The following is a 25,784-nucleotide window of genomic DNA, read 5'->3' on the forward strand; positions in this document are numbered from 1 at the left end:
GGAGCGGCGTTACGCCAGCGGCAGCGTCACTTCGAAGCAGCTGCGCCCATCTTTCATGAGGGCGCAGCGCGCTTCGCCACCATGGCGGCGGGCGATCTGCCGCACCAGCGCCAGGCCAAGTCCGGCGCCAGTATTGTCCAGGGTCCCGCGCCGGCGGAAGAAGGGCTCGAATACACGCTCGAATTCCGGGTCCGGCACGCCTGGCCCCTTATCCCATACACGTAAAGTCGCTATGCCGTTCGCGCTGGTGATCTGCACATTCGCCGGCGGCACGCCGTGGCGGTGCGCGTTCTCCAGCAGGTTGCGCAGCAAGCGACGCAACAGACGCGGATCGCCTTTTACCATGGCCGATTCCCCATCCAGCTGGGCGTCGTCGTAGCGCGCGCATTCTTCCGCCGCCAGCGCCAGCAGGTCCAGTTCTTCCGTATCCGTGTTTTCCGGGATGGCGCCAAGCCGGCTGGCCAGCAGGATTTCATCCAGCAGGTGGTTCAGTTCCGCGATGTCCTGCTCCAGCCCCGCGCGGCGCTTTGGATCGATACCTTCCGGGATCAGCTCCAGTGCCAGGCGAATGCGCGCCAGCGGCGTGCGCAGTTCGTGCGAGGCATTGGCCAGCAGCGTTTTGTGCGCGCCCACCAGCTGTTCGATCTGATCGGCCGCGCGGTTGAAGCTTTGCGCGAGCCGCGCCACCTCGTCCTTGCCTTCCACCGGCACGCGCGCCGTCAGGTCGCCGGCGCCGAGTTTTTCCACGCCCATTTGCAGGCGTTCCAGCCGTTTGGTCAGGTGGCGCACCAGCGGGAAAGCGGCGATGCCCAGACCCAGCGCCAACAGCAGCAAGGCGTTGTGCAGCATGGCTTTGGGGCGCGTGAAGCCGAGCGGTTCGCTGGACAGCAGCTTGCGGCCGTCCGGCAGGCGCACGAAGGATTCCGGCGGCGGGCCAGTCATGCCCTGGCGGCGCCAGTGGCGCGCGGGGATTTGTTCGCCCACCACGGCCAGCGGACGCCAGTCGCGCGTGTACAGCGTCATGTGGGCGTTGAGGCCCGCAGCCACGCGGGCGAGGGCGGCTTGCTGGTCTTCGGGTGGCGCATCGGCTGGCGCCAGCACGTTCTGTATCACCTGCGCCAGCGTATTGTTGGAGCGCTCCAGCGGGCTGCCGGTGCGGTTCCAGATCATCACTACCGCAAACGCGAACAACACGAGGATGAACAGCAGTGCGACATAAAAGCGGAAGTAGAGGCGGGGCAGCATCAGTCTTGTACCTTGGCGAACAGGTAGCCGGCGCCGCGCACGGTGATGATGCGGCGCGGCTTTTTGGGATCGTCTTCCACGGCGGCGCGGATGCGCGACATGTGGACGTCGATCGAGCGGTCGAAGGCTTCCAGCGGTTCGCCTTTCAGCAGGTCCATCAGCGCGTCGCGCGACAGCACGCGGCCGGCGTGTCTGGCCAGGACCAGCAGCAGGTCGAACTGGTAGGCGGTCAGCTCGCACGGCACGCCGTCCAGGCGGGCCGCATGGGCCGCCGGATCGATCTCCAGGCGGCCGAAGCGCAGGAATTCGTCGCTTGCCGGTGCGCTGCCTGGGCCGCTGGTGCCGCGCGGCGCATCCAGGTGGCGCAGGTCGACGCGGCGGCGCAGGATGGCGCGCAGGCGCGCCAGCAGCTCGCGCGGTTCGAAAGGCTTGGGCAGGTAGTCGTCGGCGCCGATCTCCAGCCCGACGATGCGGTCGATGGCGTCGCCGCGCGCGGTCAGCATCAGCACCGGCACGTCGGAACTGGTGCGCAGTTTGCGGCACACGTCCAGGCCGTCCATATCGGGCAGCATCAGGTCGAGGATCACGGCGTCGATTTCAGCGGCGGCGATGTGCTCCATGGCGCCACCGCCGGTGGGCGCGTGGGTAACGCGAAAACCCGCCTGGGTCAGATACTCGGTGAGCATCTCGGCCAGGCGGGGATCGTCTTCAACTAAAAGGATACGGTCTGCAGTGTTCATGCGGTTTATTTTATTACATGCCGCGGAACCGGCGTCCATGGCTCAGGTGCTCGGCCAGCTTCTTGCGCTGCTCCGGCGTCAACGTGTCGCCGACGTCCGCCACCAGCTGGATCAGGCGTTTGGATGCCTGGTCGGCAAGCGCCATGCCCTGCTGTCGCGTGGCTTCCAGGGCGGCGCGGTCGATGGTCGGCGCGCTGGCTTGCTCCAGTAGTCTTTTATGCAATGCGTGCAGCTGTGCGTGCATGGGCTTGAGGTCATCCATGGCGGCTTTCACCAGCGGATCGATCTTGGCCTTCTGTGCATCGGTGGCTTGCACTTCGGCGTACAGGCGGCCGATGTGCGAGCGGTGGCCTTCGCCGTGACGGTCGACGGCGTAGGCGCCGACGCCCACGGCCAGCGTGGAGCCCAGCAGGAAAGCGGCGATGGTCTGGCGGTTGAAGATGTTCATGGTGTCGGTCCTCGTTAAGTTGACGGTGAACCCAGTATGCGAGGGGCACGTTGAGCAGCGATGTCGCGCTGGTAAAGATATGTAAAGCCAGATTAACGAAAAGTGAGCAAAGTCCTTGATTTGTAGCGAGTTTGTATCGCCGTGGCGTCGCCCACAGACATCGCCAAATGCTTATGCTAGAGTCCACGCATTGATCGCCATGGTGTGTTTGCCATGGATACGCACGCCTACAAAAAGGATAACGATGGACTCGCAAGCCAAGCCTGTTTCGAACGCCAACCCACCTAAGCGCAGCCGCAAGATACTGGGCAGCGTGATTGCCGTTGCCGCCATGGCGGGGCTGGGTGGTTTGGCCTGGTATCTGACCCATCAGCCTGCGACGCCTGCCGGCGGCGCCAGTGCGCAGGGTCCGGGCGGGCCTGGCCCCGGCGGTCCCGGTGGGCCGGGCGGCGGCCGCCGCGCGCCGGCCACCACGGTCGGTGTGGCAACGGCGGAGAAGGGCGATATCCCGGTCACGCTGGAAGCGCTGGGCACTGTCACGGCGGCGGCCACCACCACCGTGCGTGCGCAGGTGTCGGGGATTCTGCAGAGCGTGCTGTTTAAAGAAGGGCAGATGGTCAAGGCCGGGCAGGTGCTGGCGCAGATCGATCCGCGCCAGTTCGAGATGGCGCTGATGCAGGCCACCGGCAATCGCCAGCGCGATGAAGCGCAACTGGAAAACGCCAGGCTGACCCTGAACCGCTACCGCACCTTGCTGAGCCAGGATTCGATCGCCCGCCAGGACGTGGATACGCAGGCGGCGCTGGTCAAGCAGCTGGAAGGTACGGTGATGACCGACAAGGCGGCCGAAGGCACGGCCAAGCTGAATCTGGGCTATACCAAAGTGGTGGCGCCGATCTCCGGCCGCGTGGGTTTGCGCGCGGTTGATATCGGCAACCTGGTGAGCTCCGGCGATGCCAACGGCCTTGCCACGATTACCCAGCTGTCACCGATCGATGTCGAGTTCTCGATCCCACAGGACAGCGTGCCAGACGTGGCGCAGCGCGCCAACGATGGCGCCGTGCTGCCGGCGCTGGCGCTGGACCGCACCCGCACCAATACGCTGGACAGCGGCAAGTTCTACGCGCTGGATAACCAGATCGATACGCAGACCGGCACCGTCAAGGCCAAGGCACGTTTCGCCAACGCCAAGTCCTCGCTGTTCCCCAGCCAGTTTGTGAACGTGCGCCTGGAACTGCGCACCATCAAGGATGCCATCATGGTGCCGGTGACGGCTCTGCGCCACGGTAACAACGGCGATTTCGTCTACGTGCTGAGGGAAGACAAGACCGTCACCGTGCGCCCGGTCAAGCGCGGCGCGGCCACCGTGGATAAAGTGCAGATCAGCGAAGGTCTGCAACTGGGCGAGCAGGTAATTACCGAAGGTGCGGACCGCCTGAAAGAGGGCGCGAAAGTGACCTTGCCAGGGCAGGGCGGCAGGGGCGAGCATGGCGCCGGCGGCTGGAAGGGCAAGCGCGATGGCGCCGGCGACGCAGCGGCGCCGGGCGGTGAGCATCACCGCCGCAACAAGGAAGGCGCCGCAAAACAATGAGTCCATCCGCACCATTCATCCAGCGGCCGGTAGCGACTTCGCTGCTGATGCTGGCGATCGTCCTGGCGGGTATCGTCGGCTTCAAGTTCCTGCCGTTGTCGGCGCTGCCGCAGGTGGACTTCCCGACCATCCAGGTGCAAACGCTGTACCCCGGCGGCAGTCCCGAAGTGATGGGGCAGACCGTGACCGCGCCGCTGGAACGCCAGTTCGGCCAGATGGCCGGCCTGCAGCGCATGAGTTCTACCAGCGCCGCCGGCGTGTCCATCATCACCCTGCAGTTTTCGCTGGGCCAGTCGCTGGATGTGGCCGAGCAGGAAGTGCAGGCCGCCATCAATGCCGGCAACTCGCTGCTGCCGACCGACCTGCCGGCGCCCCCCATCTACGCCAAGGTCAACCCGGCCGACGCACCGGTGCTGACGCTGGCCATCACCTCCGACACCATGCCGCTGACCGAGGTGCAGAACATCGTCAACACGCGCCTGGCGCTGAAGATCAGCCAGGTGTCCGGCGTCGGCCTGGTGACCCTGAGCGGCGGTCAGCGTCCTGCCGTGCGCATTCAGGCCGATACCAATGCGCTGGCCTCATATGGCCTTGGCCTGGATACGCTGCGCACCGCCATCACCGCCGCCAACGCCAACGGCGCCAAGGGCAGCTTCGATGGACCGACCCGCGCCTACAGCATCAATGCCAACGATCAGCTGGTCACCGCCAAGGATTACCGGCAGCTGATCCTGGCCTACAAGAACGGTGCGCCGGTGCGCCTGACCGACGTGGCGCAGGTGGTGGACAGTGCCGAGAACGTGGAGCTGGGCGCATGGTCCGGCACCAAACAGGCCATCATTCTCAACGTGCAGCGCCAGCCCGGCGCCAACGTGATCGCCACCGTGGATGGCATCAAGGCGCGCCTGCCGGAGCTGCAAGCCAGCCTGCCGAGCGCCATGCACGTGGAAGTGCTGAGCGACCGCACCAACGGCATCCGCGCGTCGGTCGAACACGTGGAGATGGAGCTGGTGCTGGCCGTGGTGCTGGTGGTGCTGGTGATCTTCGCCTTCCTGCATAGCTTGCGCGCCACCGTGATTGCCAGCCTGTCGGTGCCGATCTCGCTGATCGGCACCTGCGGCGTGATGTACTTGTTGGGCTATAGCCTGAACAACCTGTCGCTGATGGCGCTGACCATCGCCACCGGCTTCGTGGTGGATGACGCCATCGTCATGATCGAGAACATCGCCCGCTATATCGAGGAGGGCGAGACGCCGATGGCCGCCGCGCTGAAGGGCGCCAAGCAGATCGGCTTCACCATCATCTCGCTGACGGTGTCGCTGATTGCCGTGCTGATTCCGCTGCTGTTCATGGGCGACGTGGTGGGCCGCCTGTTCCGCGAATTCGCGATCTCGCTGGCGATCACCATCCTGATTTCCGCCGTGGTGTCGCTGACGCTGGTGCCGATGATGACGGCACGCTGGCTGAAAAGCCACGCCGACGAAAAACCGAGCCGTTTCGCGCAACGCTTCCAGCAGTTCTTCGACTGGGTGATCGGCCATTACGATACCTCGCTGACCTGGGTGATCAAGCATAGCGGCCTGACGTTGCTGGTGGCGCTGGGCACCTTGCTGTTGACGGTGCTGCTGTATGTGGTGATTCCAAAAGGCCTGTTCCCGACCCAGGACACCGGGCAGCTGCAGGCGCGCCTTGAAACCGGCAAGGCCGTCTCTTACGAGAAGATGGCGGCCCTGCAGCAGCAGGCGGCCAAGGTGATCCTGGAAGATCCGGATGTGAACAACCTCAGTTCCGTGGTCGGGGTGGATGCCGCCAACAACACCATGCTGCATACTGGCAGCATGCTGATTAACCTGAAGCAGAAGCGCACCGGCAGTCAGCAGGAAACCATGGACCGCCTGCGCGCACGCGTTGCCGAGATCCCTGGCCTGACGCTGTACCTGCAGCCGACCCAGGACCTGACCATCGACGCTGAAACCGGCCCGACCCAGTTCCGTGTATCGATCGAGGGCGCCGACAACGCCACTGTGAACGAATGGGCCACCAAGCTGGCGGCGCAGATGCGCACCAAGAGCCAGGTCCGCAACGTAGTGTCCGATGTAGGCGCCAGCGCCAATGCGGCTTATGTGACCGTGGACCGCGACACGGCCTCGCGCCTGTCGGTCACCGCCGCCTCCATCGATGACGCGCTGTACAGCGCGTTTGGTCAGCGCATCGTCTCGACCATCTTCACCGAGACCAACCAGTACCGCGTGATTCTGGAGGCGCGCCGCGACGATATCACCACGCCGGCCGATCTGGGCAACCTGCAGTTGCGCACCGGCTCAGGCAAACCGACGCCGCTGTCGGCGGTGGCCACGGTGAGCGAGCGTCCGGCGCCGCTGCAGATCACCCACGTGGCGCAGTATCCTGCCACCACGCTGGGCTTCGATACCGCGCCGGGCGTGTCGCTCGGCACGGCGGTGGACAGCATCCGCGAAGCGGCTGCCGAGATCAAGTTCCCGCCATCGGTGACCATGACTTTCCTCGGCGCTGCTGGCGCGTATCAGAACTCGCTGTCGAATCAGCTATGGCTGATCCTGGCCGCCGTGATCTGCGTGTATATCGTGCTGGGCGTGCTGTATGAAAGCTATATTCACCCGCTGACCATTCTGTCGACGCTGCCGTCGGCCGGCGTGGGTGCCTTGCTGGCGCTGCTGGTCACCGGGCAGGGCCTGGGGGTGATCGGCATCATCGGCATCATTCTGCTGATCGGCATTGTCAAGAAGAACGCCATCATGATGATCGACTTCGCCATCGAGGCCGAACGCGAGGAAGGCAAACCGCCGCGCGAGGCAATTCATCAAGCCGCGCTGCTGCGCTTCCGGCCGATTCTCATGACCACGCTGGCCGCGCTGTTTGCCGCCGTGCCGCTGATGTTCGGCTGGGGCGAAGGGGCGGAACTGCGCCGGCCGTTGGGCCTGGCGATCTTCGGCGGCTTGATCGTCAGCCAGATGCTGACGCTGTTCACCACGCCGGTGATCTACCTCGGCTTCGACAGCCTGGGACGCCGCCTGCGCCGCAAGCCGGCGGCGGCGGGCAATCCGACTGAAGGTGGTGCGCTGTGAACCTGTCCTCGCCCTTCGTCAAGCGCCCGATCGCCACCGTCCTGTTGACGGTTGGCGTGGCGCTGGCCGGGATCGGCGCGTTCTTCGTGCTGCCGGTGGCGCCGTTGCCGCAGGTGGACTTCCCGGTCATCACGGTGAATGCCACGCTGCCGGGCGCCAGTCCCGACACCATGGCTACCAGCGTCTCGACCCCGCTGGAGCGCCACCTCGGCACCATCGCCGGGGTGAACGAAATGACCTCGCAGTCCAGCACCAGCAGCTCCAACGTCACCTTGCAGTTTGATTTGAACCGCAACGTCGATTCGGTGGCGCGCGAGGTGCAGGCGGCGATCAATGCCAGCCGGGTGGACCTGCCAGCCACGCTGCGCAGCAATCCGACCTATCGCAAAGCCAACACTTCGGGCGCGCCGATCATGATCCTGGCGCTGACTTCCAGGACCCGCACGCCGGGCCAGATTTACGACTCGGTCTCCAACATCGTGCTGCAACGCCTGTCGCAAGTGACCGGCGTGGGCGACGTGGAGCTGGGCGGCAGCTCGCTGCCTGCGGTGCGGGTGGAACTGAATCCGTATGCACTGAACCGGCAAGGCCTGTCGATGGAGGACGTGCGCGCCGCCATCCAGGCCACCAATGCCAACCGTCCGCGCGGCGCCATTCAGGGCGAAGGGCGCCGCCTGCAGATCTATTCCGAGTCGGCCAATGCCATCGGCGGCCGCAACGCGTCGGATTACCGCAACCTGATCGTCGGCTTCCGCAACGGCACACCGATACGCCTGCAGGACGTGGCGGAAGTAGTGGACGGGGTCGAGGATCAGAACAATCTGGGCCTGTTCAACGGCCAGCAGGCCATCATTGTGCTGCTGCGACCCCAGGCCGGCGCCAACGTGATTGAAACGGTGGACAGCGTGCGCGCGCAGCTGCCCACCCTGCAGGCGCAGCTGCCGCCCGATGTAACGATCCAGGTGGCCAGCGACAGCACCAATTCGATCCGCTCCTCGCTGCATGAAATCGAGGTCACGCTGATTATCTCGATTCTGCTGGTGGTGCTGGTGGTGAGTGTGTTCCTGCGCAACGTGCGGGCCACCATCGTGCCCACCGTGGCCACCATCGTATCGCTGCTCGGCACTTTCGGCGTGATGTATTTGCTGGGTTTCAGCCTGAATAACCTGTCGCTGATGGCGCTGACGGTGGCCACCGGCTTTGTGGTCGATGATGCCATCGTGGTGCTGGAAAATACCACCCGCCATATCGAAGCCGGCATGGACCGCTTTGCGGCCGCGCTGCTGGGCGCGCGCGAGGTGGGCTTCACGGTGCTGTCGATCAGCCTTTCGCTGATTGCCGTATTCATTCCGCTGTTGTTCATGGGCGGCCAGTTTGGCGCCTTGTTCAAGGAGTTTGCGATCACGCTGTCGGCGGCGGTGATGATTTCGCTGGTGATCTCGCTCACCACCACGCCCATGATGTGCGCCTGGTTGCTGTCGCCGGACGCGCATCAGGCCAAACCGCCCGGCCGCGTGGCGCGCTTTTTCGAACGCGGATTCGACATCATTCACAAAGGCTATGAACATAGCCTGGACTGGGCGTTGGGCAGCGTGTGGCTGGTGATGCTGAGCCTCGTGTTTGTGGTTGGCCTGAATTTTTACCTGTTTGCGGCGATTCCGAAAGGCGGCTTCCCGCAGCAGGACACGGGCCAGATCAACGGCGGCATCCGCGCCGACCAGAGCATCTCGTTCCAGGCCATGCAGGGCAAGCTGCGCCAGCTGGTGAACATCATCAAGGAAGACCCTGACGTGGCCACGGTGGTCGGCTTTACCGGCGGCCGGCGTGCCGGCGGCGGCTTCATGTTCATCAACCTGAAGCCGGCCAATGAGCGCAAGGTAGCGGGGCAGGCGGTGATTGCGCGCCTGCGGCCCAAGCTGGCCAAGGTCACCGGCGTGAGCCTGTTCCTCAGCCCCGTGCAGGATTTGCGCTCGGGCGGACGCGCGGCCAACGCCAACTTCCAGTACACGCTGAAGAGTGATAACCAGGCCGACCTGAAAAAATGGGCGTCCCGTCTGGCGGAAGCGATGAAGGGGCAGAAGGCTTTGACCGACGTTGACTCCGACCAGGCCGATAACGGTGTGGAGACTTTTGTCACCATCGACAAGGAAAGCGCGGCGCGCCTGGGCATTTCGACCCGGGACGTGGATAACGCGCTGTACGACAGCTTCGGCCAGCGGCAGGTGGCCACCATCTACGATGAGCTGAACCAGTATCACGTGATCATGGAAGTGCCGCGTTCCTCCGCCAGGAGCCCTGCGGCCCTGAATGATGTTTATGTGCCGTCGAAAGGACTGCCGTCGCCAACGGCCGCCAATCCGACCGGCGCGCCGACCGTCACCACGGCGGCCAGCACCACAGGCGCAAGCGGCACAGCGGCCGGCAGCACCAGCGCGGCCGGTGCCAGCACCGCCACTGCGGCCAATGTCGCGGCGCCGGCGGTCAAGGATGCGTCGTCCGGCTCTGCGCTGAGCACCGCGGCCACCACCATGGTGCCGTTGTCCACGCTGGCGTCGTTTGCCGAAAGTTCCGCACCCACTTCCATCAACCATCAGGACGGCGAGCTGGCCACCACCATCGCCTTCAACCTGGCCGAGGGCTACAGCCTGTCCGACGCGGCAGAGCAGATCAAGGCGGCAGAGGCGGAAATCGCCATGCCGAACAATGTGCGCGGCGGCTTCGCCGGCTCCGCCAAGGCGGCGCAGGACAGCAACAAGTCCTTGCCGCTGCTGATCCTGGCCGCCATCGTGGTGATCTACATTGTGCTGGGCATCCTGTACGAAAGCCTGGTACATCCGGTCACCGTGCTGACCACGCTGCCGTCGGCCGGCGTGGGCGCGGTATTGGCGCTGCTGATCTTCAAGATGGAGTTCTCGACGATCGCGCTGATCGGCATCTTCCTGCTGATCGGCATCGTCAAGAAGAACGCCATTCTGATCATCGACTTTGCGCTGGAGGCCGAGCGGGCACGCGGGCTGTCGCCGCGTGAAGCGGTGCGCGAAGCCTGCCTGTTGCGCTTCCGTCCGATCCTGATGACCACCGTGGCCGCCGCGCTGGGCGCGCTGCCGCTGGCGATTGGTTTCGGTGAAGGCTCGGAACTGCGCCAGCCGCTGGGCGTGGCCATCATCGGCGGCTTGATCGCCAGCCAGTGCCTGACTTTGCTGACCACGCCCGTCGTCTACATCCTGATGGACAAGCTGCGCCGCCGCAGCCCGTCCGAACAACAACTGAGCCGCATTCATAGCGACGAATCGCCGATTACACCATGAGCAAATACGCACCATCTCCCCGTTACTCCCTGCTTGCGTTGGCGCTGCTGACGGCGTGCTCGGTCACGCCGACCTACAAGACGCCGGACACGCCGCAGCCCGCAGCCTACAAGGAAACCGCGAGCGATGCCGACAAGGCGGCCGCCGGCTGGGCCGCCGCCGCGCCAGCCGACATGCTGGAACGCGGCCCGTGGTGGCAGCTGTTTGGTGATCCGCTGCTGAACCAGCTGGCCGAAACCATCGAGGTGAACAACCAGAACGTGGCGGCCGCCGTGGCGTCCTACGCGCAGGCGCGGGCGCTGGTGGCCGAGCAGCGCGCCTCGCTGTTCCCGAGCGTGGACCTGAACGGCAGCGCCACCCGCACCGGTGGCGGCGGCAATACCCAGACCGCCAACCAGTACCGCGCCAACATCGGCGCCAGCTGGGAGCCGGACGTATGGGGCAGGCTGCGCGCCGGGGTCGGCAACGCCAGCGCCAGCCTGCAGGCCAGCGCCGCCGACCTGGCCGCAGCGCGCCTGTCGGCGCAGGGCGAACTGGCCACCAACTACTTCTCGCTGCGCCAGACCGACGCCGAGAAAGCGCTGCTGGATGCCACCGTCGAAGGTTACGAGCGGGTGCTGCAGATTACGCAGAACCGCTTTGACGCCGGCATCGCCGCCAAGTCCGATCTGCTGCAGGCGCAAACCCAGTTGGCCAGCGCCCGCATTGACCAGATCACGCTGGTGCGCCAGCGCGCCACGCTGGAACACGCCATTGCGGTCCTGCTGGGCAAGGCGGCCAGCGACTTCACGCTGGCGCCGGCCGAGTGGAAAGCGGTGGTGCCCGACGTGCCGGCCGGCGTGCCATCGACGCTGCTGCAGCGCCGTCCCGATATTGCCGCCGCCGAGCGCCGGGTGGCGGCCGCCAACGAGCAAATCGGCATCGCCCGCAGCGCCTACTTTCCGAGCCTGAACCTGACCGGCTCCTATGGCTACGGCGCGGCATCCACCGGCGGCTTGTTCAACGCCTCCAACAATTTGTGGTCGCTCGGCCTGTCGGCGGCGCAGACGCTGTTCGACGCCGGCGCCACCAAGGCCCGCGTCAGCGGCGCCGAGGCGGCGCGCGACCAGGCCATCGCCAACTACCGCCAGACGGTGCTGAGCGCATTTGCCGACGTCGAGAACCAGCTGGCCGCCACCCGCACGCTGGCGCAGCAGCAGGACTTGCGCAAGGCGGCATCGGAAGCGGCCGACCAGGTCGAGGTGCAGATGCTGAACCGCTATCGCGCCGGGCAGGTCAGCTATAGCGACGTGGTGACGGCGCAGCAGACCGCACTTACCGCGCGCCGCGCGCTGGTGCAGGCGCAGGCCGACCGCCAGACCACGGCAATCGCACTGATCCAGTCGCTGGGCGGAGGCTGGCACGCTGCCGCCCAATAGGAGTAAGATAAGGGGAGATGATAAACCTTGATTTTTCCTCCCCTCCCGCCGTAACCCAGATTGCGGCCTCTGCTATTCCGGTGGTGGGAATCGGCGCGTCGGCCGGCGGGCTGGCGCCGCTGGGGGAATTCCTGGCCAGCCTGCCCCCCGCCAGCGGCTTCGCCTTTGTGATTGTGCAGCATCTCGGCGCGGACCACCCCGGGCTGCTGGTGGAAGTGCTGGCGCCGATGACGCCGATGCCGGTGCGGGAACTGACGGACAGCATGAGCTTGCAGGCCGACCATGTGTACGTCATCCCGCCCGAGCGCGATATCGCTTTTGAGCGCGGCCGTTTTGCCGTGCTGCCGGCCTCCGGCGCCCGCGGCCACCGCCTGCCCATCGATTACTTTTTCCGCGCGCTGGCGCAGCAATGCCGCCAGCGCGCGGTCGGGCTGCTATTGTCCGGCATGGGGGCGGACGGCACCGGCGGCCTGGCGGCGATCCGCGAGGCCGGTGGGCTGACGCTGGCGCAGCTGCCCTCATCGGCGCAGTTCGAGGCCATGCCGGCCAGCGCCATCAAGGCCGGGGTGGTCGACATCGTCGCCTTGCCAGGGCAGATGGCGGAACACATCCTGCGCTGGTGGCGGCTGGAGGGCGCGCTGCTGCCGTCGCTGCCGGCCGAGCGTGAACGCGAAGGCTTGCGCCAGCTGTTCCAGCTGCTGCGCCAGCAGAGCGGCGCCGATTTTTCCGACTATAAGCTGAGCACGGTGCTGCGGCGCGTCGACCGCCGCATGAAGCTGCATCAATGCGCCACGCTGGACGACTACCTGGCCTTGCTGCGCGCCAATCCCGGTGAGGTCGAGCTGCTGTTCAAGGAGTTGCTGATCGGCGTGACCCAGTTTTTCCGCGATCCTGCCGTGTGGGAGCAGCTGACCACGGTGGTGCTGCCGCCGCTGCTGGCAGCCCATCCGCAGGGCGGCCAGTTCAAGGCCTGGGTGCCGGCCTGCTCGACCGGCGAGGAAGCCTACACCCTGGCCATCGCCTTCCGCGAGGCGGCGGCGGCGCTGGCGCGGCCGTCCAGCTACACGCTGCAGATTTTCGCCACCGACCTCGATGGCGATGCGATCGAACGCGCGCGCCAGGGCGTGTTTGGCACCGAGATCCGCGAACAGGTGCCGGCGGCGCTGTTGGCGCGCTACTTTCTGCCGACCGAGCAGGGCGGCTATCGTTTCGCCAAGGATCTGCGCAGCAGCATCATCTTTGCGCGGCAAAACCTGATTGCCGACCCCCCCTTCACCAAGCTCGATATCCTGTGCTGCCGCAATCTGCTGATTTACTTCACGCCCAAGCTGCAACAGCGGCTGCTGCCGCTGTTTCATTACGCGCTCAAGCCGGGCGGCCTGCTGGTGCTGGGCAGCGCCGATTCGCCGGGCCAGTTCCACGCCTTGTTCACGCCATGCCAGCCGTCGAGCCGGATCTTCCGCCGGACGGCTGCGCTGGTTGATAGTCCCGGCCATTATTTTGTGGCGCCCGCCGATGGCGCCACGCCCACCTCCACCAGCGTATCCCGGGTCCCCATGAGCCTTCCCCTGCAACATCAGATCGAGCAGCAACTGCTGCAAAAGCACACGCCGGCCGCCGTGCTGGTCAATGCCGACGGCGACATCCTGTATATACACGGCCGCACCGGCGCGTTCCTGGAGCCGGCCGCAGGCAAGGCCAACTGGAACATCCATGCGATGGCGCGCGACGGCCTGCGCCACCTGGTGGCCGAGTTGCTGCAGGGCGCAGGCGCCGGCGGCAGCGCCTCCGCCGAGGCCAGCCTGCCGGGCGAGAATGGCAAGGCCAGCCACCTGCTCGATCTGCGCGCCGAAGCGATGAGCGGGCCTGGCCTGGAAGGCAGCGTGCTGCTGACGTTTGTGCTGCGCCCGGCGTTGCCCGCGCGCCGCCGCAGCCGCTCGGGCAACAGCCAGGTGCAGGAACTGGAGCAGCAGCTGGCGCAGGCCAGGCTGGAGGTGCAGACCATCCGCGACGAGATGCAGAGTTCGCGCGAGGAACTGCGCTCGGCCAACGAGGAACTGCAATCGACCAACGAAGAGCTGCAGTCGACCAACGAAGAGCTGGTCACTTCCAAGGAAGAGATGCAATCGCTGAACGAGGAGCTGCATACCGTCAACGCCGAGCTGCAGTCCAAGGTGGACGATTTGTCGGTGGCCAATGCCGACATGAAGAATCTGCTCAACAGCACCGATATTGCCACCATCTTCCTCGACGCGGAAATGCGCATCCGCCGCTTCACCGACCGTGCCACGCAAATCTACAAGCTGATCGCCTCCGACCTGCAGCGGCCGCTGGGCGATATCAACAACGACCTTGAATACCCGGACCTGGAGCGGGATGCGCGCGAAGTCCAGCGCTCGCTGGTGTTCTGCGAACGCCAGATTCCCACCCGCAGCGGGCGCTGGTTCTCGGTGCGCATCATGCCTTACCGGACGGTCGACAACGTGATCGACGGCGTGGTGCTCACCTTCGTCAATATCACCGAGTTCAAGCAGCTGGAGGCGCGCCTGCGCGCCATGCAGGAGCAGAGGAGCGGCGATGTCGGGCCGGCGCCGCGCTGACGCAGGCGCGCCGGCCGCGCCGTCGGAGGACAGCGAGGCCCTGCGCGAATGGCACCGGCGCCAGGCCAGCCAGATCGAGCTCGACCTGCAGCAGCATGGGCAGGCGGCGCTGGAGCTGGAGCGCGACCTGGCGGCGGCGGACCGCGTGCACTACGCCACCCTGTATGAGCAGGCGCCGGCCGGCTATCTGTCGCTTGACGCCGAGGGCCGCATCGTGCGCCTCAACCAGGCGGCGGCGGAACTGCTGGCCCAGCGGCGCGACGATCTGGGCGGGCTGCCGCTGGAGCGCCTGGTGGCGGGTTCGGCGCGTGCGCGCCTGCGCCAGTTTGTGGCCGCCCTGTTTGCCGGCGGCACGCGGGCGGTGCTGGAGCTGCCGTTGGCGGCCGGCCATGGCCGGGCCGGGCGCCCGATCCGGATTGAAGCCAATTTCGACGCGGTGGCGCAGCGGTGCCGCATGATACTGACCGACATCGGCAGCGCCGGCCGCCGCGAGGCCGCCCGCCAGTGCGCCTTTGAGGTGCTGGACCATATTGGCGAGGGGGTGCTGGTGTGCGACAGCCTGCAGCGCATCGTCATGGTCAATCCGGCGTTCACGCGGCTGACCGGCTATCCGGGCGAGGATGCGCTGGGCCGCAGCCCCGGCTTTCTGCTGCATGCCGGGTCCGGCGGCGGGGAGCAGCACGACGCGGCATTGCAGGCACTGCGCGGCGGCAGCCGCTGGCAGGGAGAACTGCAGGGGCGGCGCCGTGACGGCAGCCTGTACATGGCGGCGTTGTCGATCACGGCAGTGTATGGCGAGGACGGCGCGGCCGCCTATTTTATCGGCGTGTTCTCCGACATCAGCGCGCGCCACCAGGCGGCGGCGGCGCTGCGCCAGCTGTCGGACGAACTGGACGCGCGGGTCGTGGCGCGCACCGCCGAGCTGGCGGCAGCAAACCGGTCGCTGCTGCGGGAAGTGGCCCGGCACAAGCGCACCGCCGCGCAGCTGCAGCGCTCGCGCGAACAGCTGGGCAGGCTGGCGGCGCACCAAGAGACGGTGCGCGAGGAGGAGCGCCGCCGCATCGCGCGCGACGTCCATGACGAGCTGGGACAAAACCTGCTGGCGCTGCGCATCGATGTCAGCCACCTGCAGGCGCGCGCCGGCGCGGGGCGCTTGCGGCGGCGCGTCGACGTGGCGCTGGAAAACCTGGACAGCACGATCCGCAGCGTGCGCGGCATCATGAACGAGCTGCGTCCGGCGGTGCTGGATCTGGGACTGCTGGCGGCGCTGGAGTGGCAGGTGCAGGAGTTCCGCCGGCGCAGCGGCCTGGCCTGCACGCTGCTGCTGCCGGCGGAAGACGATTGCGCGCCGATCGCGCCGCCGATGGCGGTGGCCTTGTTCCGCTGCGTGCAGGAAGCCCTGAGCAATGTGCGCCGCCATGCCGCTGCCAGCCGGGTCGCGATTGCGCTGGCGGTGGGCGGCGGCCGCCTGACCCTCAGCGTGGCCGACGACGGCGTCGGCCTCGCGCCTGGCGGCGCCGCCGCCCGCGGCGGGCACGATGCGTTTGGCCTGATCAGCATGGCGCAGCGGGTGGCCGCGCTGGGCGGCAGCATGGCGCTGGACACCCCGCCGGCGGGGCGCGGCTGTAGGCTGGTGCTGAGCTTCGATCTATAATACCGGCGCCGTTACTCAACCGGGGTCATATCTTGTTAAAATACCTACTCCTTCCCGCCGCAGTGCTGTGCGCCACGAGCGCGCAAGCCGACGAAGGCCAATGGCAGCCGTACCAGCTGCCGCAACTGAAATCCGAGCTGAAACGGGTGGGCGTCGCCATCCCGGCGGAGAAGCTGGCCGATTTGTCGAAACATCCGATGAGCGCCATTGTGTCGCTGGGCGGTTGCTCGGCGTCGTTCGTGTCGGACGCCGGCCTGGTGGTCACCAATCACCACTGCGCCTATGGCGCCATCCAGCGCAACGCGACCCCGGAGCATAATTACATCGCCAACGGCTTCCTGGCCAAGACCCGCGCCGAAGAGCTGCCGGGCGGCCCGAACACGCTGGTGTACGTGACCGACAAGGTGGAAAACGTCACCAGCCGCGTGCTGAAGGACATCACGCCCGCCATGAGCGGCAAGCAGCGCAGCGCGGCCGTGGACAAAGCCATCAAGGCGCTGATCGCGGAATGCGAGAGCGACAAATTCTATCGCTGCTCGGTGCCGGCCTTCCATCGCGGCCTTGAATACTACCGCATCCGCCAGATGATGATCCGCGACGTGCGCCTGGTGTATGCGCCGGCCAATTCGCTGGGCGACTTTGGCGGCGACATCGACAACTACGAATGGCCGCGCCACGTCGGCGACTATTCCTTCCTGCGCGCCTACGTCGGCAAGGATGGCCGCCCGGCCGATCCGTCGCCGGACAACGTGCCGTATCACTCGAAGGACTTCCTGGTGGTGTCGGCTGCGGGTCTGAAGAATGGCGATCCGGTGCTGCTGGCCGGTTATCCGGGCCGCACCAGCCGCTACAAGCTGCCGTCGGAAATCCGCTACGCGCGCGATGCCGCCTACCCGGCCAAGGCCGCGGAGATCCAGTCGGACCTCGACGTCATTGCCGCCAGCACCAGGAGCAGCGAAGCCGCCGCCGTGCGCTACGCCAGCGTGGTCAAGAGCCTGAACAACGTGATGAAGAAAACGCGCGGGCTGATGGACGGCTTTGCGCGCAAGGACATCGCCGCCATCAAGGACGTGCAGGACGCGGAATTCCGCGCATGGTACGGCAAGCAGGCCAACGCCGCCAGGGCGCTGCTGCCCGAGCTGGATAAGCTGATCGCCGCCGACATCGCCCTGAGCGACGAAGAATTCGGCTACAGCGTCGCCACCAGCAGCGACTTGCTGAAGACTGGCACCGCCCTGTACCGCCTGGCGCAGGAAAACGCCAAGCCGGACGCGGAACGCGAAACCGGCTACCAGCAGCGCGATCTGACCTTCATCAAGGCCCGCTTGAACCGGTTGGAGCAGTCCTACGTCAGCGGTGTCGATCAGGCGCGCTTTGCCGCCGCCCTGCAGCGCTATGCCGCCTTGCCGAAGTCGATGCACGTGACCGATCTGGACGCGCTGCTGCCGGCAGTCGATGCCGTGCCGGCGCTGTACGCGCAATCGCAGCTGGGCGATACCGCGCAGCGTCTGGCGTGGGTGGGCAAGGATGCCGCCGCCATCAGCGCTTCGGACGATGCCTTCCTCAAGCTGGCGGTGAAGATCGACGGCGTCACCCAGTCGCTGAAGGAGCGCCGCAAGGAACTGGACGGTAATCTGGAACGGGTGATCCCGCAATACATGGCAGCCGTTATCGCCTGGAAGAAGACGCAGGGCAAGCCGGTGTATCCGGATGCGAATTCGACCCTGCGTGTAACGTATGGCACCGTGTCGCCGTACTCGCCGAAGGACGGCATCACCAAAGGCCCGTTCACCACCATCGAAGGCATCGTGGAGAAGAACACCGGCAAGGAGCCGTTCAACACGCCGGCCAAGCTGCTGGAAGCCATCAAGGCCAAGCGCTACGGCCAGTTCAGGGACCCGGTCCTCGGCACCGTGCCGGTCGACTTCCTGACCAGCGCCGATACCACCGGCGGCAATTCCGGTTCGGCGGTGATGAACAAGAACGGCGAGTTGGTCGGTCTGAATTTCGATTCGACCTACGAGTCCATCACCAAGGACTGGTACTTCGACAGCGCCATCACCCGCGCCATCCACATGGATATCCGGTATATGCTGTGGGTGATGAAAGAAGTCGACCATGCCGACAACGTGCTTAAAGAACTGACGATCAAACGATGAACACGCTGACGCTCCTGCTGGGGTATGTGAATATGCCGCTGCACCTGGCAGTATTTGCCACGACGCCGCTGGAGCTGCTGTCGTTCATCCTGTCGGTGGCGACGGTGTGGCTGAACATCCGCCAGAGCCATTGGGCCTGGCTGCTGGCCATCATCTCGTCCGCCACCTACGGGCTGGTGTTCTTTGGCTCGCGCCTGTACGGCGACATGGGCCTGCAACTGGTGTTCATCACCGTTTCCTTCTACGGCTGGTATCAATGGCTGCATGGCGACGACAGCCACGACAGACTGCCGGTCACCACGCTCGATGCGCGCGGCCGCTGGGCCGCCGCTGTCGCCTGGCTGGCGGGCTTTGTGCTGCTGGCCTGGTTCCTCAAGACTTACACTGATACTGACGTGCCGAATTCGGACGGCTTCCTCACCGCCGGTTCGCTGGTGGGGCAGCTGCTGCTGTCGCGTAAAAAGATCGAGAACTGGCACGTCTGGATCATCGTCGACATCCTGTACGTGGCGCTGTACCTGCACAAGCACCTGATGTTGACGGCAATCCTGTATGCCGTGTTTGTCGGCATGGCGGTGATCGGCCTGCGTGCCTGGAGCGGGGATAGTGGCGCCGGCGGCCGCCGTCTGGCGCTGGAATGAAACGCATCGCCATCCTCGGCACGGAAGCATCCGGCAAGAGCACGCTGGCGGCGGCGCTGGCGGAACGCTACGGCACCGTGTGGGTGCCCGAATACCTGCGGGAGTTTGTCGACATGGAAGGGCGCGTGCCGGTGGCGTCGGATCAGATCCACATCGCGCGCATGCAGCTGGTGCGCGAAGCCGCTGCGGCGCCACACGCCACGCGCTATCTGTTTTGCGACACCACACCGCTGATGACCGCTGTCTACAGCATTCACTACTTTGGCGGCATCGACGATCAACTGGCCGTGCTGGCCAGCACCCATACAAGCGATTACGACCTGACGCTGGTGGCGGCACCCGACATGCCGTGGGAAGCCGATGGACTGATGCGCGATAACGATGAGGTTCGCCAGACCATCAACCGCATCCTGCTGGAAGAACTGGCGGCACGCGGGATTTCCTACGTGCCGGTTGGCGGCAGCGTTGAACAGCGCGTCGCCGTGGTGGCGGACGCGCTGGCCAGGCTTTAAAGGTCGAACTGGGCCGAGACGCGGAAAGTGCGCGAGGCGCCCGGCATCAGATAGCCACCCAGATCCGGCGTCACATCGCGCCAGTAGAACTTATCGAACGCATTGTCGATGCCGGCGCGGAAAGTGGTGCCGACATTGCCGATGCGGGTGGCGTACGACGCGCTCAGGTTCACCACATGGTAGCTTGGGACGAACACCGTGTTGGCCGCGTCGAAGGCTTTCTTGCCCGAGTACTGCCAGTTGGCGCCAACCTTCAGGCCTGCCACCTGAGGCACCGCATAATCCGCGTACACCGATGACTTGAACGCGGCGACGTCGGTCACGCGCTTGCCGTCCAGCTCAGCCGAACCGGTGTCGCGCTGCTGGGTGTTGAGCGCGGTGGCCGATACGCCCACCGTCAGGTCAGGCGTGGCGCGGCCGTTCAATGCCACTTCCAGGCCGCGATTCTGGGCTTCGCCATTACGCACATAGAATTTGGCGGCATCGGTGTACTCCAGGCCTTTGCGGATCTGGAACAGCGCCATGCTGGCGCTCAGGTCCGGGCGGATGTCCGCTTTTACGCCCACTTCCACCTGTTTCGATTTGCCCGGGGCCAGCGCGCGGCGCTGATTCTCGGTGCCGATAGGCGCCACGCCGCCATGCTCCAGGCCTTGCGACCAGGAGGCGTAGGTCGCCACGTTGGGGCGTACGTTGTAGACCAGCGCCACATTCGGCAGCCAGAAGCCGGCGTCGGTGTGGGCGTAAGGCAGCACCACGCCGTTGTCATCCTTGCCCACGTATTCATCGCGCTTGACCTTCACGTAGCGCGCGCCGGCGTGCAGCTTGAGCTGCTGGTTCAGGCTGAGGATGTCCTGCGCGAACAGGGCGCGTTCGTTGTCGCGGCGGCGTTCGGAGACCGGGCCGCTGTCGCCCTGCGCAGGTTCCACCACCACTGGATGGTAGATATTGCTGACGCCCGACAGGTCATACAAATAGTCGCCCCATTTCTCGCTGTTCTTGAAGAAGGAGATGCCGGCGGTGACTTCGTGCTTGATGCCTCCCGCGGCATAGCGGCCTTGCAGCAGCGCCTGCGCGGTCAGCGGCGATTTTTTCTCGCCCTTGCTGATGTAGTTGTAGACGTCGTAGTCGCCGTTGCCGCAGTAGCCCGGATACAGTTCCTGCGCGGTGCAGCCGTAAGGGAAGGCGGTGTAGTCGTCGCGCTTGAAGTGGTGCTGGTTGGCGCTCAGGGTGGCGGTCCATTCCGGAGAGAGCATGTATTCGAAGCGCACGGCGACGTTGCTGCTGGTGGTTTCCACCGGGCGGCTCCACGGCTGGTCGTTCAGCAGCACGTCCGGATCCACCTGCGGCAGGCTGACATTGTTCAGCAGCTGATAGCCGGGCGCGGTGATCTGCGATTTGCGCTGGTAGTCGGCGTCGATCTGCAGCAGCGCCTGTGGCGAGATGCGCCAGTCGACGGCGCCCGAGATGAATTTGCGGTTGCCGTCCGCGCCCTTGATGTAGGAGCGCAGGCGCTCGGCGGCAGCGTTGATGCGGTAGCCGAAGTCGCTGTTGTCGAAGCGGCCGCCCAGGTCGACGGCGCCGTACAGCGTGCCGCGTTCGCGCGTTTCCAGCACCACGGTGCGCAGCGGCGTGTCGGTCGGGCGCTTGGTGACGTAGTTGACGATGCCGCCCGGCGCCGACACGCCAGCCTGCAGGCCGGACAGGCCTTTCAGCACTTCCAGGCGTTCCTTATTCTCCAGCGGGATCTGGGTGTCGCCGGGGATGGCCATGCCGTCCTTGCGGTAGCTCGACGCGTTATCGAGCTTGAAGCCGCGGATCGAGAACTGCTCGGCATAGCCGACCGCGTTGTAGGCGTCGCTCAGGCTGGCGTCGAATTTGGCGGCGTCGGTGGTGGAGCGGATTTGCAGGTCCAGCATCTGCTGCGCTGTCAGCACGCTGACCGAGGCTGGCGTTTCCAGCAGCGGCGCGTTGGAGAAACCGGCAACGGAAGCCGAAGCGGCGCGGGTCTTGGCGGCCGTGACAACGACTTCCTGCATGGTCTGGTCGGCTTCCTCGGCATGGAGCACGCCGGAGGTCATCTGTAAAACCGCCAATGCGATGGCGGACACTGCAAAGTTTGGTGTGGACATATCTGCTCTCTACTTGTTCGGCTGGGAGCCGGCGAAGAGAGCCATCAAAGGAGGGGAGAACCACATTTGCGCTTTCCTTCGCTGGCATTATCCAGATCAGGTACGAAGGGTATCTCTCACCCGGAAACGACGTTCCCAGGACCCCTAGCGAGGCGTTAGTGTAACACACATGCCATTAACTCCGGGGTCAGGTCCGCCATTTCTACACGGCCTCAACAGCGCAGCTGTTGAGGCCGTGTAGAAATGGCGGACCTGACCCCGGAGTTGTGCGCCGTGTTTTGCGCGGCGTCGCTACACTTCGGACTTGCGCCGTCGGGCGCCGATGAAAGGGTGTGAATGAAGCAGTCGTATCAAGAGGGGAGCTGGTTTGCCGTGCCATTGCTGGACGGCGGCTACGGATGGGGTCTGGTGGCGCGGCTGTCGCCCGGCAGTAAAATCATGCTCGCATATCTGTTCGGCCCTAAACTGCCACGCTTGCCGACGGTGGAAGAGCTGAACACCTTGCGCCCGCAGGATGCGGTCAAGGTGCTGCGTTGTGGCGACATGGCGCTGGCCAGCGGCCACTGGCGCGTGCTGGGCGAGATCGATCACTTCGATCCCGCCAGGTGGCCGGTGCCGCAATTCCTGCGCCGCGCCGATGCGCTCAAGCGCGCCTGGCGCGTGACTTACTCCGATGTGGACCCCAGCCGCTCGGAGCGCGAGGAGTCTGTACCCTACGATACACAAGGACTGGAAGCCGATTCGCTGTACGGCTACGGCTCCACCGAGCTATTGCTGACCAAGCTGCTGGAAGCGCCGGATCATCCCATCAATCAGCAGCGCAGTTGACATTCCAGGCCGCGTATTCGCCGCGGCTCTTGCGCACGGCCACGCGCACACGCGTGTCGCGGTCGCTCTCAAACACCATGCCCACCATCTGCGGCGCGCCATTGGCGGGCGGCGCCGGCTCGATGGCGCTGAGGCGGAAGGTCAGCGCGCGCTGACGGGCGCAGCCCGAATTGCCGGCAAAAAGCAGGCGCGCCCGCTCCAGCAAGGCGCGGTGCTGGCGCAGCAGCGCCGCCACGTCGTCGCCTGAAACGGCCGGGTCCATTTTCACCGTGTATTGCGCGGCCGTGCAGATCACCTTGGGCGTGGCCAGCCACACATACCATTCCGGCGCGGCCGCCGATGGCGTCCAGCGCTGGCCCTTGGGGGCCTTGGCGTCGTAGAGGTAGCTGGTGCGCACCTGACGGCACAGTTCCGGCGTGTGATGGCGCGGCGCCGAATCCACGCGCGCAATCACCTGCCAGGCCTCGCCGCGGCGGCGCTGGATGTCGAAGGCGGGGGCGAACAGCGAAGCGCCGCCGCCCACGCGCGCCGGCACATGCTCGCGGTAGTATTCATCGAAGGAGTTGCGTTCTTCGCTGGTGGGCTCGCGCGTCTGCAGCGCCGGCGCGAGCGGGCTGGCCGCATGCGCCGCGCTGGCGGCTGCGAGGGCAATGGCGAAGGCCCTGCCGGCGCCGGGCAGCGCGGCATGCGGGAGCAGGCGCCCCATCACAGCGCCTTCATCACGATCTGGATTTGCAGGCCGCCGCCGTCGCGGTTGCGCACATGCAGTTCGGCGTTGTGGCGGCTCATCACGCGTTCGACGATGGCCAGCCCCAGGCCGGCGCCATTGGCCTGGCCGCGCGCCGTGTCCAGCCGCGTGAAGGGCTTGAGCAGCTGCTCGATCTGGTCGGCCGGCACGCCGGTGCCCTGATCCTGCACTTCGATGATCACGCGCTTGGAGGTATGCATGCCTTTGACGCTGCACTTGATGTCGATTTCGGTGTATTCCTGGCCTGGCGTCTTGCCGTAGCGGCGCGCGTTCTCGATCAGGTTATTGATGACGCGCTTGATGTCGGTGGCATTGCCCATGGCGTGGGCGCCCGGCGCAATGTCGGTATGGATGCGCACATCCGGCAGGCGTGAGGCCTCGTGCGCGGTATCGCTCAGCAGCTCGCTGATATCGACATTGATAAAGCTGGAAGCCTCGGTCGGTTTGGCGTAGTCGAGGAACTGGCCGATGATGGCGTCCATCTGGCCGATATCGGACTGCATGCCTTCGCGCGCCTCCTGCGACAAGTTGGCCATCTCCAGCTCCAGCTGCATGCGCGCCAGCGGCGTGCGCAGGTCGTGCGAGATGCCGGCCAGGATCACCGCGCGGTCAGATTCAACTTGTTGAAGATCGTCGACCATCTGGTTGAAGCTGCGGTTGGCCTCCATGATTTCGAGCGGGCCTTTTTCCGGCAGCGGGGCGGGGCGCTTGCCCTGTGCGAAATCGCGGGTGGCTTGCGTCAGGCGCCGCAGCGGCAGGTTGATCAGGCTGGAAATGAAGGCGGCGCCCAGCAGCGACACCACCGACACCACGCTGGCCCAGCCCAGCCACTGGATGCCGGTCAGGCCGCGGATGCGCTCGCGCTCCAGCATCAGCCAGTACTGGTCATCGTCGATATTGAAACTGACCCAGAAGCCGGCCACGCCGTTTACCTTGGACGAGAAGCGCGTGTCGGCGCCCAGCTTGGCCTTTACCAGCTTTTCGATGTCCGGCATCAGCGCATTGCTGGCCGGCGGTTCGACCTTGTCGTCTTCCTCCAGCGGGAACACGCGGATGCCCTCGTTGGATACCAGTTCGAACAGCAGCTCGCGCCGCAGTTCGGGCGCGGAGTGGGTCAGGGCGGCGTGGGTGATGGTGACCACCGAGATCACCTGCGAGGAGATCTGCTGTACCTGCGGTTCATGCTGCACCACGCTGATCATGCCGACCCACGCCGTCATGCTGGTGGTGGTGAGGGCGCCCAGCAGGAAGAAGGTGCGCCAGAATAAGCCGCTTTTCAGGCTGGCCAGGCGTAAGGAAAACTTCATACGTGTTCGCGCAGCTTAGCGCGGCTGGCCCTCCGGAATAAACACGTAGCCCAGGCCCCATACGGTCTGGATGTACAGCGGGCTGGATGGATCCGGTTCGATCAGCTTGCGCAGACGAGAAATCTGCACGTCCAGGCTGCGGTCGAACACTTCGTATTCGCGGCCGCGCGCCAGTTCCATCAGTTTCTCGCGCGAGAGCGGCTGGCGCGCATGGCGCGCAAACACCTTCAGCACCGAGAATTCGCCGGTGGTCAGCGGCACGGTCTCGCCGTTTTTCTTCAGCGTGCGGGTGCCCAGGTCGAGCACGAACTGGCCGAATTCAAAGGTCTGCGGGGTTTCCGACGGCGCGCCGGGAATTTCGTCCGGGCCGCGGCGGCGCAGCACGGCGCCGATGCGGGCCACCAGTTCGCGCGGGTTGAATGGCTTGGGCAGGTAGTCGTCGGCGCCCATTTCCAGGCCGACGATGCGGTCCACGTCTTCGCCTTTGGCGGTCAGCATGATGATCGGGGTCTGGTCGCCGGCGCCGCGCAGGCGGCGGCAGATCGACAGGCCGTCTTCGCCCGGCAGCATCAGGTCCAGCACCAGCAGGTCATAGCGCTCGCGCAGCCACAGCTTGTTCATGGCAGTCGCGCTTTCAGCGGTGAAGACGTTGAAGCCTTGCTCGGTCAGGTAGCGGCGCAGCAGATCGCGCAGGCGAACGTCGTCGTCGACCACCATGATTTTGGCCGCGTGGCCTTGTGCGTTGGCGGTGTTGTTGCCGGATTCAGTCGTTGTGCTAGTCATTTGGCTGCCAGATTTGTCTTATTCATGTTGCTATGGTAACGTCATATTCGTCCTGCGAAAACGCGTGTAGGATAACCCATTACAAATTATTACAAACTTTACCCAAAACGCCTTACCCCCTTGGTCAAAGCATCATACACTGCGGGCATAGATTCAGCTTTTTAGGAACGCCATGTTCATCGATCACAAAAAAATATCTGCGGCAGCTAGCGCATCTTTTTGCGTTCGATCGGTTTTGGCTTCCGCGCTGGTGTGCTGCGGTCTGACCGCCGGCGTGGCGCAGGCCGACGGCGGCGAAGGTCCGCAACGCCGCGAGCCGCCGCAGCATCAGCAGGGCGGTCAGCGCAACGAACAGCGGTATGACAGCCGCCAGCTCGATCCGCGCAGCTACGAGGCGCGCGCCGAGGAACAGCGCCGTGCCATGCAGGAAGCCAGCCGCAATGCGGAAATCAATCGCCGCGTCGGCCGCATGACGCCGGACGAGCGCCGCGACCTGCGCCGCCAGATCAACGAAGTGGGTCAGGATCTGTACGCCAATCCGCCGCGCCGTTAATTGTCAGGCAATTAAA

The 25,784-nt window shown here is 65.5% G+C and carries 18 protein-coding genes and 1 riboswitch; of the genes, 11 read left to right on the top strand and 7 right to left on the bottom strand.

The window, feature by feature from the left end; translation table 11 throughout:
- Positions 1-9: 9 nt before the first annotated feature.
- Genes ABDW57_RS13840 through ABDW57_RS13850 form a run of 3 tightly spaced genes read right to left on the bottom strand, consistent with a single transcriptional unit; the run spans position 10 to position 2,433 of the window.
- Positions 10-1,245: a HAMP domain-containing sensor histidine kinase gene (locus ABDW57_RS13840; RefSeq protein ID WP_343730766.1), complete on the bottom strand. Its 1,236-nt coding sequence runs from the start codon at positions 1,243-1,245 to the stop codon at positions 10-12.
- Positions 1,245-1,985: a response regulator transcription factor gene (locus tag ABDW57_RS13845; RefSeq protein ID WP_343730767.1), complete on the bottom strand. Its 741-nt coding sequence runs from the start codon at positions 1,983-1,985 to the stop codon at positions 1,245-1,247. The genes ABDW57_RS13840 and ABDW57_RS13845 overlap by 1 nt, the downstream gene beginning before the upstream one ends.
- 13 nt (positions 1,986-1,998) lie before the next feature.
- Positions 1,999-2,433 (bottom strand): Spy/CpxP family protein refolding chaperone, encoded by a 435-nt coding sequence (locus ABDW57_RS13850; RefSeq protein WP_343730768.1) that lies wholly within the window; start codon positions 2,431-2,433, stop codon positions 1,999-2,001.
- 244 nt (positions 2,434-2,677) lie between these two features.
- Between ABDW57_RS13850 and ABDW57_RS13855 the strand changes: the two genes are divergently transcribed.
- From ABDW57_RS13855 to ABDW57_RS13895, 9 genes are read left to right on the top strand one after another with little or no spacing between them, the layout of a single operon-like run.
- Positions 2,678-4,024, top strand: a complete 1,347-nt coding sequence (locus tag ABDW57_RS13855) for an MdtA/MuxA family multidrug efflux RND transporter periplasmic adaptor subunit (RefSeq protein WP_343730769.1) — start codon at positions 2,678-2,680, stop codon at positions 4,022-4,024.
- Complete coding sequence (locus ABDW57_RS13860; protein ID WP_343730770.1) at positions 4,021-7,128, top strand: efflux RND transporter permease subunit; 3,108 nt, start codon at positions 4,021-4,023, stop codon at positions 7,126-7,128. Before ABDW57_RS13855 ends, ABDW57_RS13860 begins: the two co-directional genes overlap by 4 nt.
- Positions 7,125-10,436 (top strand): efflux RND transporter permease subunit, encoded by a 3,312-nt coding sequence (locus ABDW57_RS13865; RefSeq protein WP_343730771.1) that lies wholly within the window; start codon positions 7,125-7,127, stop codon positions 10,434-10,436. The genes ABDW57_RS13860 and ABDW57_RS13865 overlap by 4 nt, the downstream gene beginning before the upstream one ends.
- Positions 10,433-11,854: an efflux transporter outer membrane subunit gene (locus ABDW57_RS13870; protein ID WP_343730772.1), complete on the top strand. Its 1,422-nt coding sequence runs from the start codon at positions 10,433-10,435 to the stop codon at positions 11,852-11,854. The genes ABDW57_RS13865 and ABDW57_RS13870 overlap by 4 nt, the downstream gene beginning before the upstream one ends.
- A gap of 17 nt (positions 11,855-11,871) precedes the next feature.
- Entirely contained in the window at positions 11,872-14,454 is a 2,583-nt protein-coding gene (locus ABDW57_RS13875; RefSeq protein ID WP_343730773.1) for a chemotaxis protein CheB, read from the top strand.
- A complete protein-coding gene (locus ABDW57_RS13880; RefSeq protein ID WP_343730774.1) occupies positions 14,432-16,108 on the top strand; it encodes a PAS domain-containing protein in 1,677 nt (558 codons plus the stop codon). The genes ABDW57_RS13875 and ABDW57_RS13880 overlap by 23 nt, the downstream gene beginning before the upstream one ends.
- Before the next feature lie 32 nt (positions 16,109-16,140).
- Entirely contained in the window at positions 16,141-18,267 is a 2,127-nt protein-coding gene (locus tag ABDW57_RS13885) for a S46 family peptidase (RefSeq protein ID WP_343730775.1), read from the top strand.
- A gap of 32 nt (positions 18,268-18,299) precedes the next feature.
- Positions 18,300-18,908, top strand: coding sequence for a nicotinamide riboside transporter PnuC (pnuC, locus tag ABDW57_RS13890; protein WP_343730872.1), 609 nt, complete (start codon positions 18,300-18,302; stop codon positions 18,906-18,908).
- Positions 18,905-19,420 carry an ATP-binding protein gene (locus ABDW57_RS13895; protein ID WP_343730776.1) on the top strand — a complete coding sequence of 172 codons (516 nt, stop codon included), beginning with the start codon at positions 18,905-18,907 and terminating at the stop codon, positions 19,418-19,420. The genes pnuC and ABDW57_RS13895 overlap by 4 nt, the downstream gene beginning before the upstream one ends.
- On the opposite strand, the gene ABDW57_RS13900 is transcribed toward ABDW57_RS13895, so the two are convergent.
- Positions 19,417-21,549, bottom strand: a complete 2,133-nt coding sequence (locus ABDW57_RS13900; RefSeq protein WP_343730777.1) for a TonB-dependent siderophore receptor — start codon at positions 21,547-21,549, stop codon at positions 19,417-19,419. The two genes, ABDW57_RS13895 and ABDW57_RS13900, sit on opposite strands and share 4 nt — an antisense overlap.
- 56 nt (positions 21,550-21,605) lie before the next feature.
- Positions 21,606-21,705, bottom strand: a riboswitch (TPP riboswitch).
- 180 nt (positions 21,706-21,885) lie between these two features.
- Between ABDW57_RS13900 and ABDW57_RS13905 the strand changes: the two genes are divergently transcribed.
- Positions 21,886-22,377 carry an Imm26 family immunity protein gene (locus ABDW57_RS13905; protein ID WP_343730778.1) on the top strand — a complete coding sequence of 164 codons (492 nt, stop codon included), beginning with the start codon at positions 21,886-21,888 and terminating at the stop codon, positions 22,375-22,377.
- On the opposite strand, the gene ABDW57_RS13910 is transcribed toward ABDW57_RS13905, so the two are convergent.
- From ABDW57_RS13910 to ompR, 3 genes are read right to left on the bottom strand one after another with little or no spacing between them, the layout of a single operon-like run.
- On the bottom strand, positions 22,358-23,083 hold the full coding sequence (locus ABDW57_RS13910; RefSeq protein WP_343730779.1) for a hypothetical protein: 726 nt from the start codon (positions 23,081-23,083) through the stop codon (positions 22,358-22,360). The genes ABDW57_RS13905 and ABDW57_RS13910 overlap by 20 nt on opposite strands.
- A complete protein-coding gene (locus ABDW57_RS13915; RefSeq protein WP_343730780.1) occupies positions 23,083-24,432 on the bottom strand; it encodes an ATP-binding protein in 1,350 nt (449 codons plus the stop codon). Before ABDW57_RS13915 ends, ABDW57_RS13910 begins: the two co-directional genes overlap by 1 nt.
- 15 nt (positions 24,433-24,447) lie before the next feature.
- Positions 24,448-25,215 carry a two-component system response regulator OmpR gene (ompR, locus tag ABDW57_RS13920; protein ID WP_343730781.1) on the bottom strand — a complete coding sequence of 256 codons (768 nt, stop codon included), beginning with the start codon at positions 25,213-25,215 and terminating at the stop codon, positions 24,448-24,450.
- A gap of 235 nt (positions 25,216-25,450) precedes the next feature.
- Between ompR and ABDW57_RS13925 the strand changes: the two genes are divergently transcribed.
- Positions 25,451-25,768 carry a hypothetical protein gene (locus ABDW57_RS13925; protein WP_343730782.1) on the top strand — a complete coding sequence of 106 codons (318 nt, stop codon included), beginning with the start codon at positions 25,451-25,453 and terminating at the stop codon, positions 25,766-25,768.
- Positions 25,769-25,784 lie beyond the last annotated feature (16 nt).

The sequence above is a fragment of the Duganella sp. genome (assembly GCF_039595735.1).
In the GTDB taxonomy this organism is placed as follows: domain Bacteria; phylum Pseudomonadota; class Gammaproteobacteria; order Burkholderiales; family Burkholderiaceae_D; genus Rugamonas.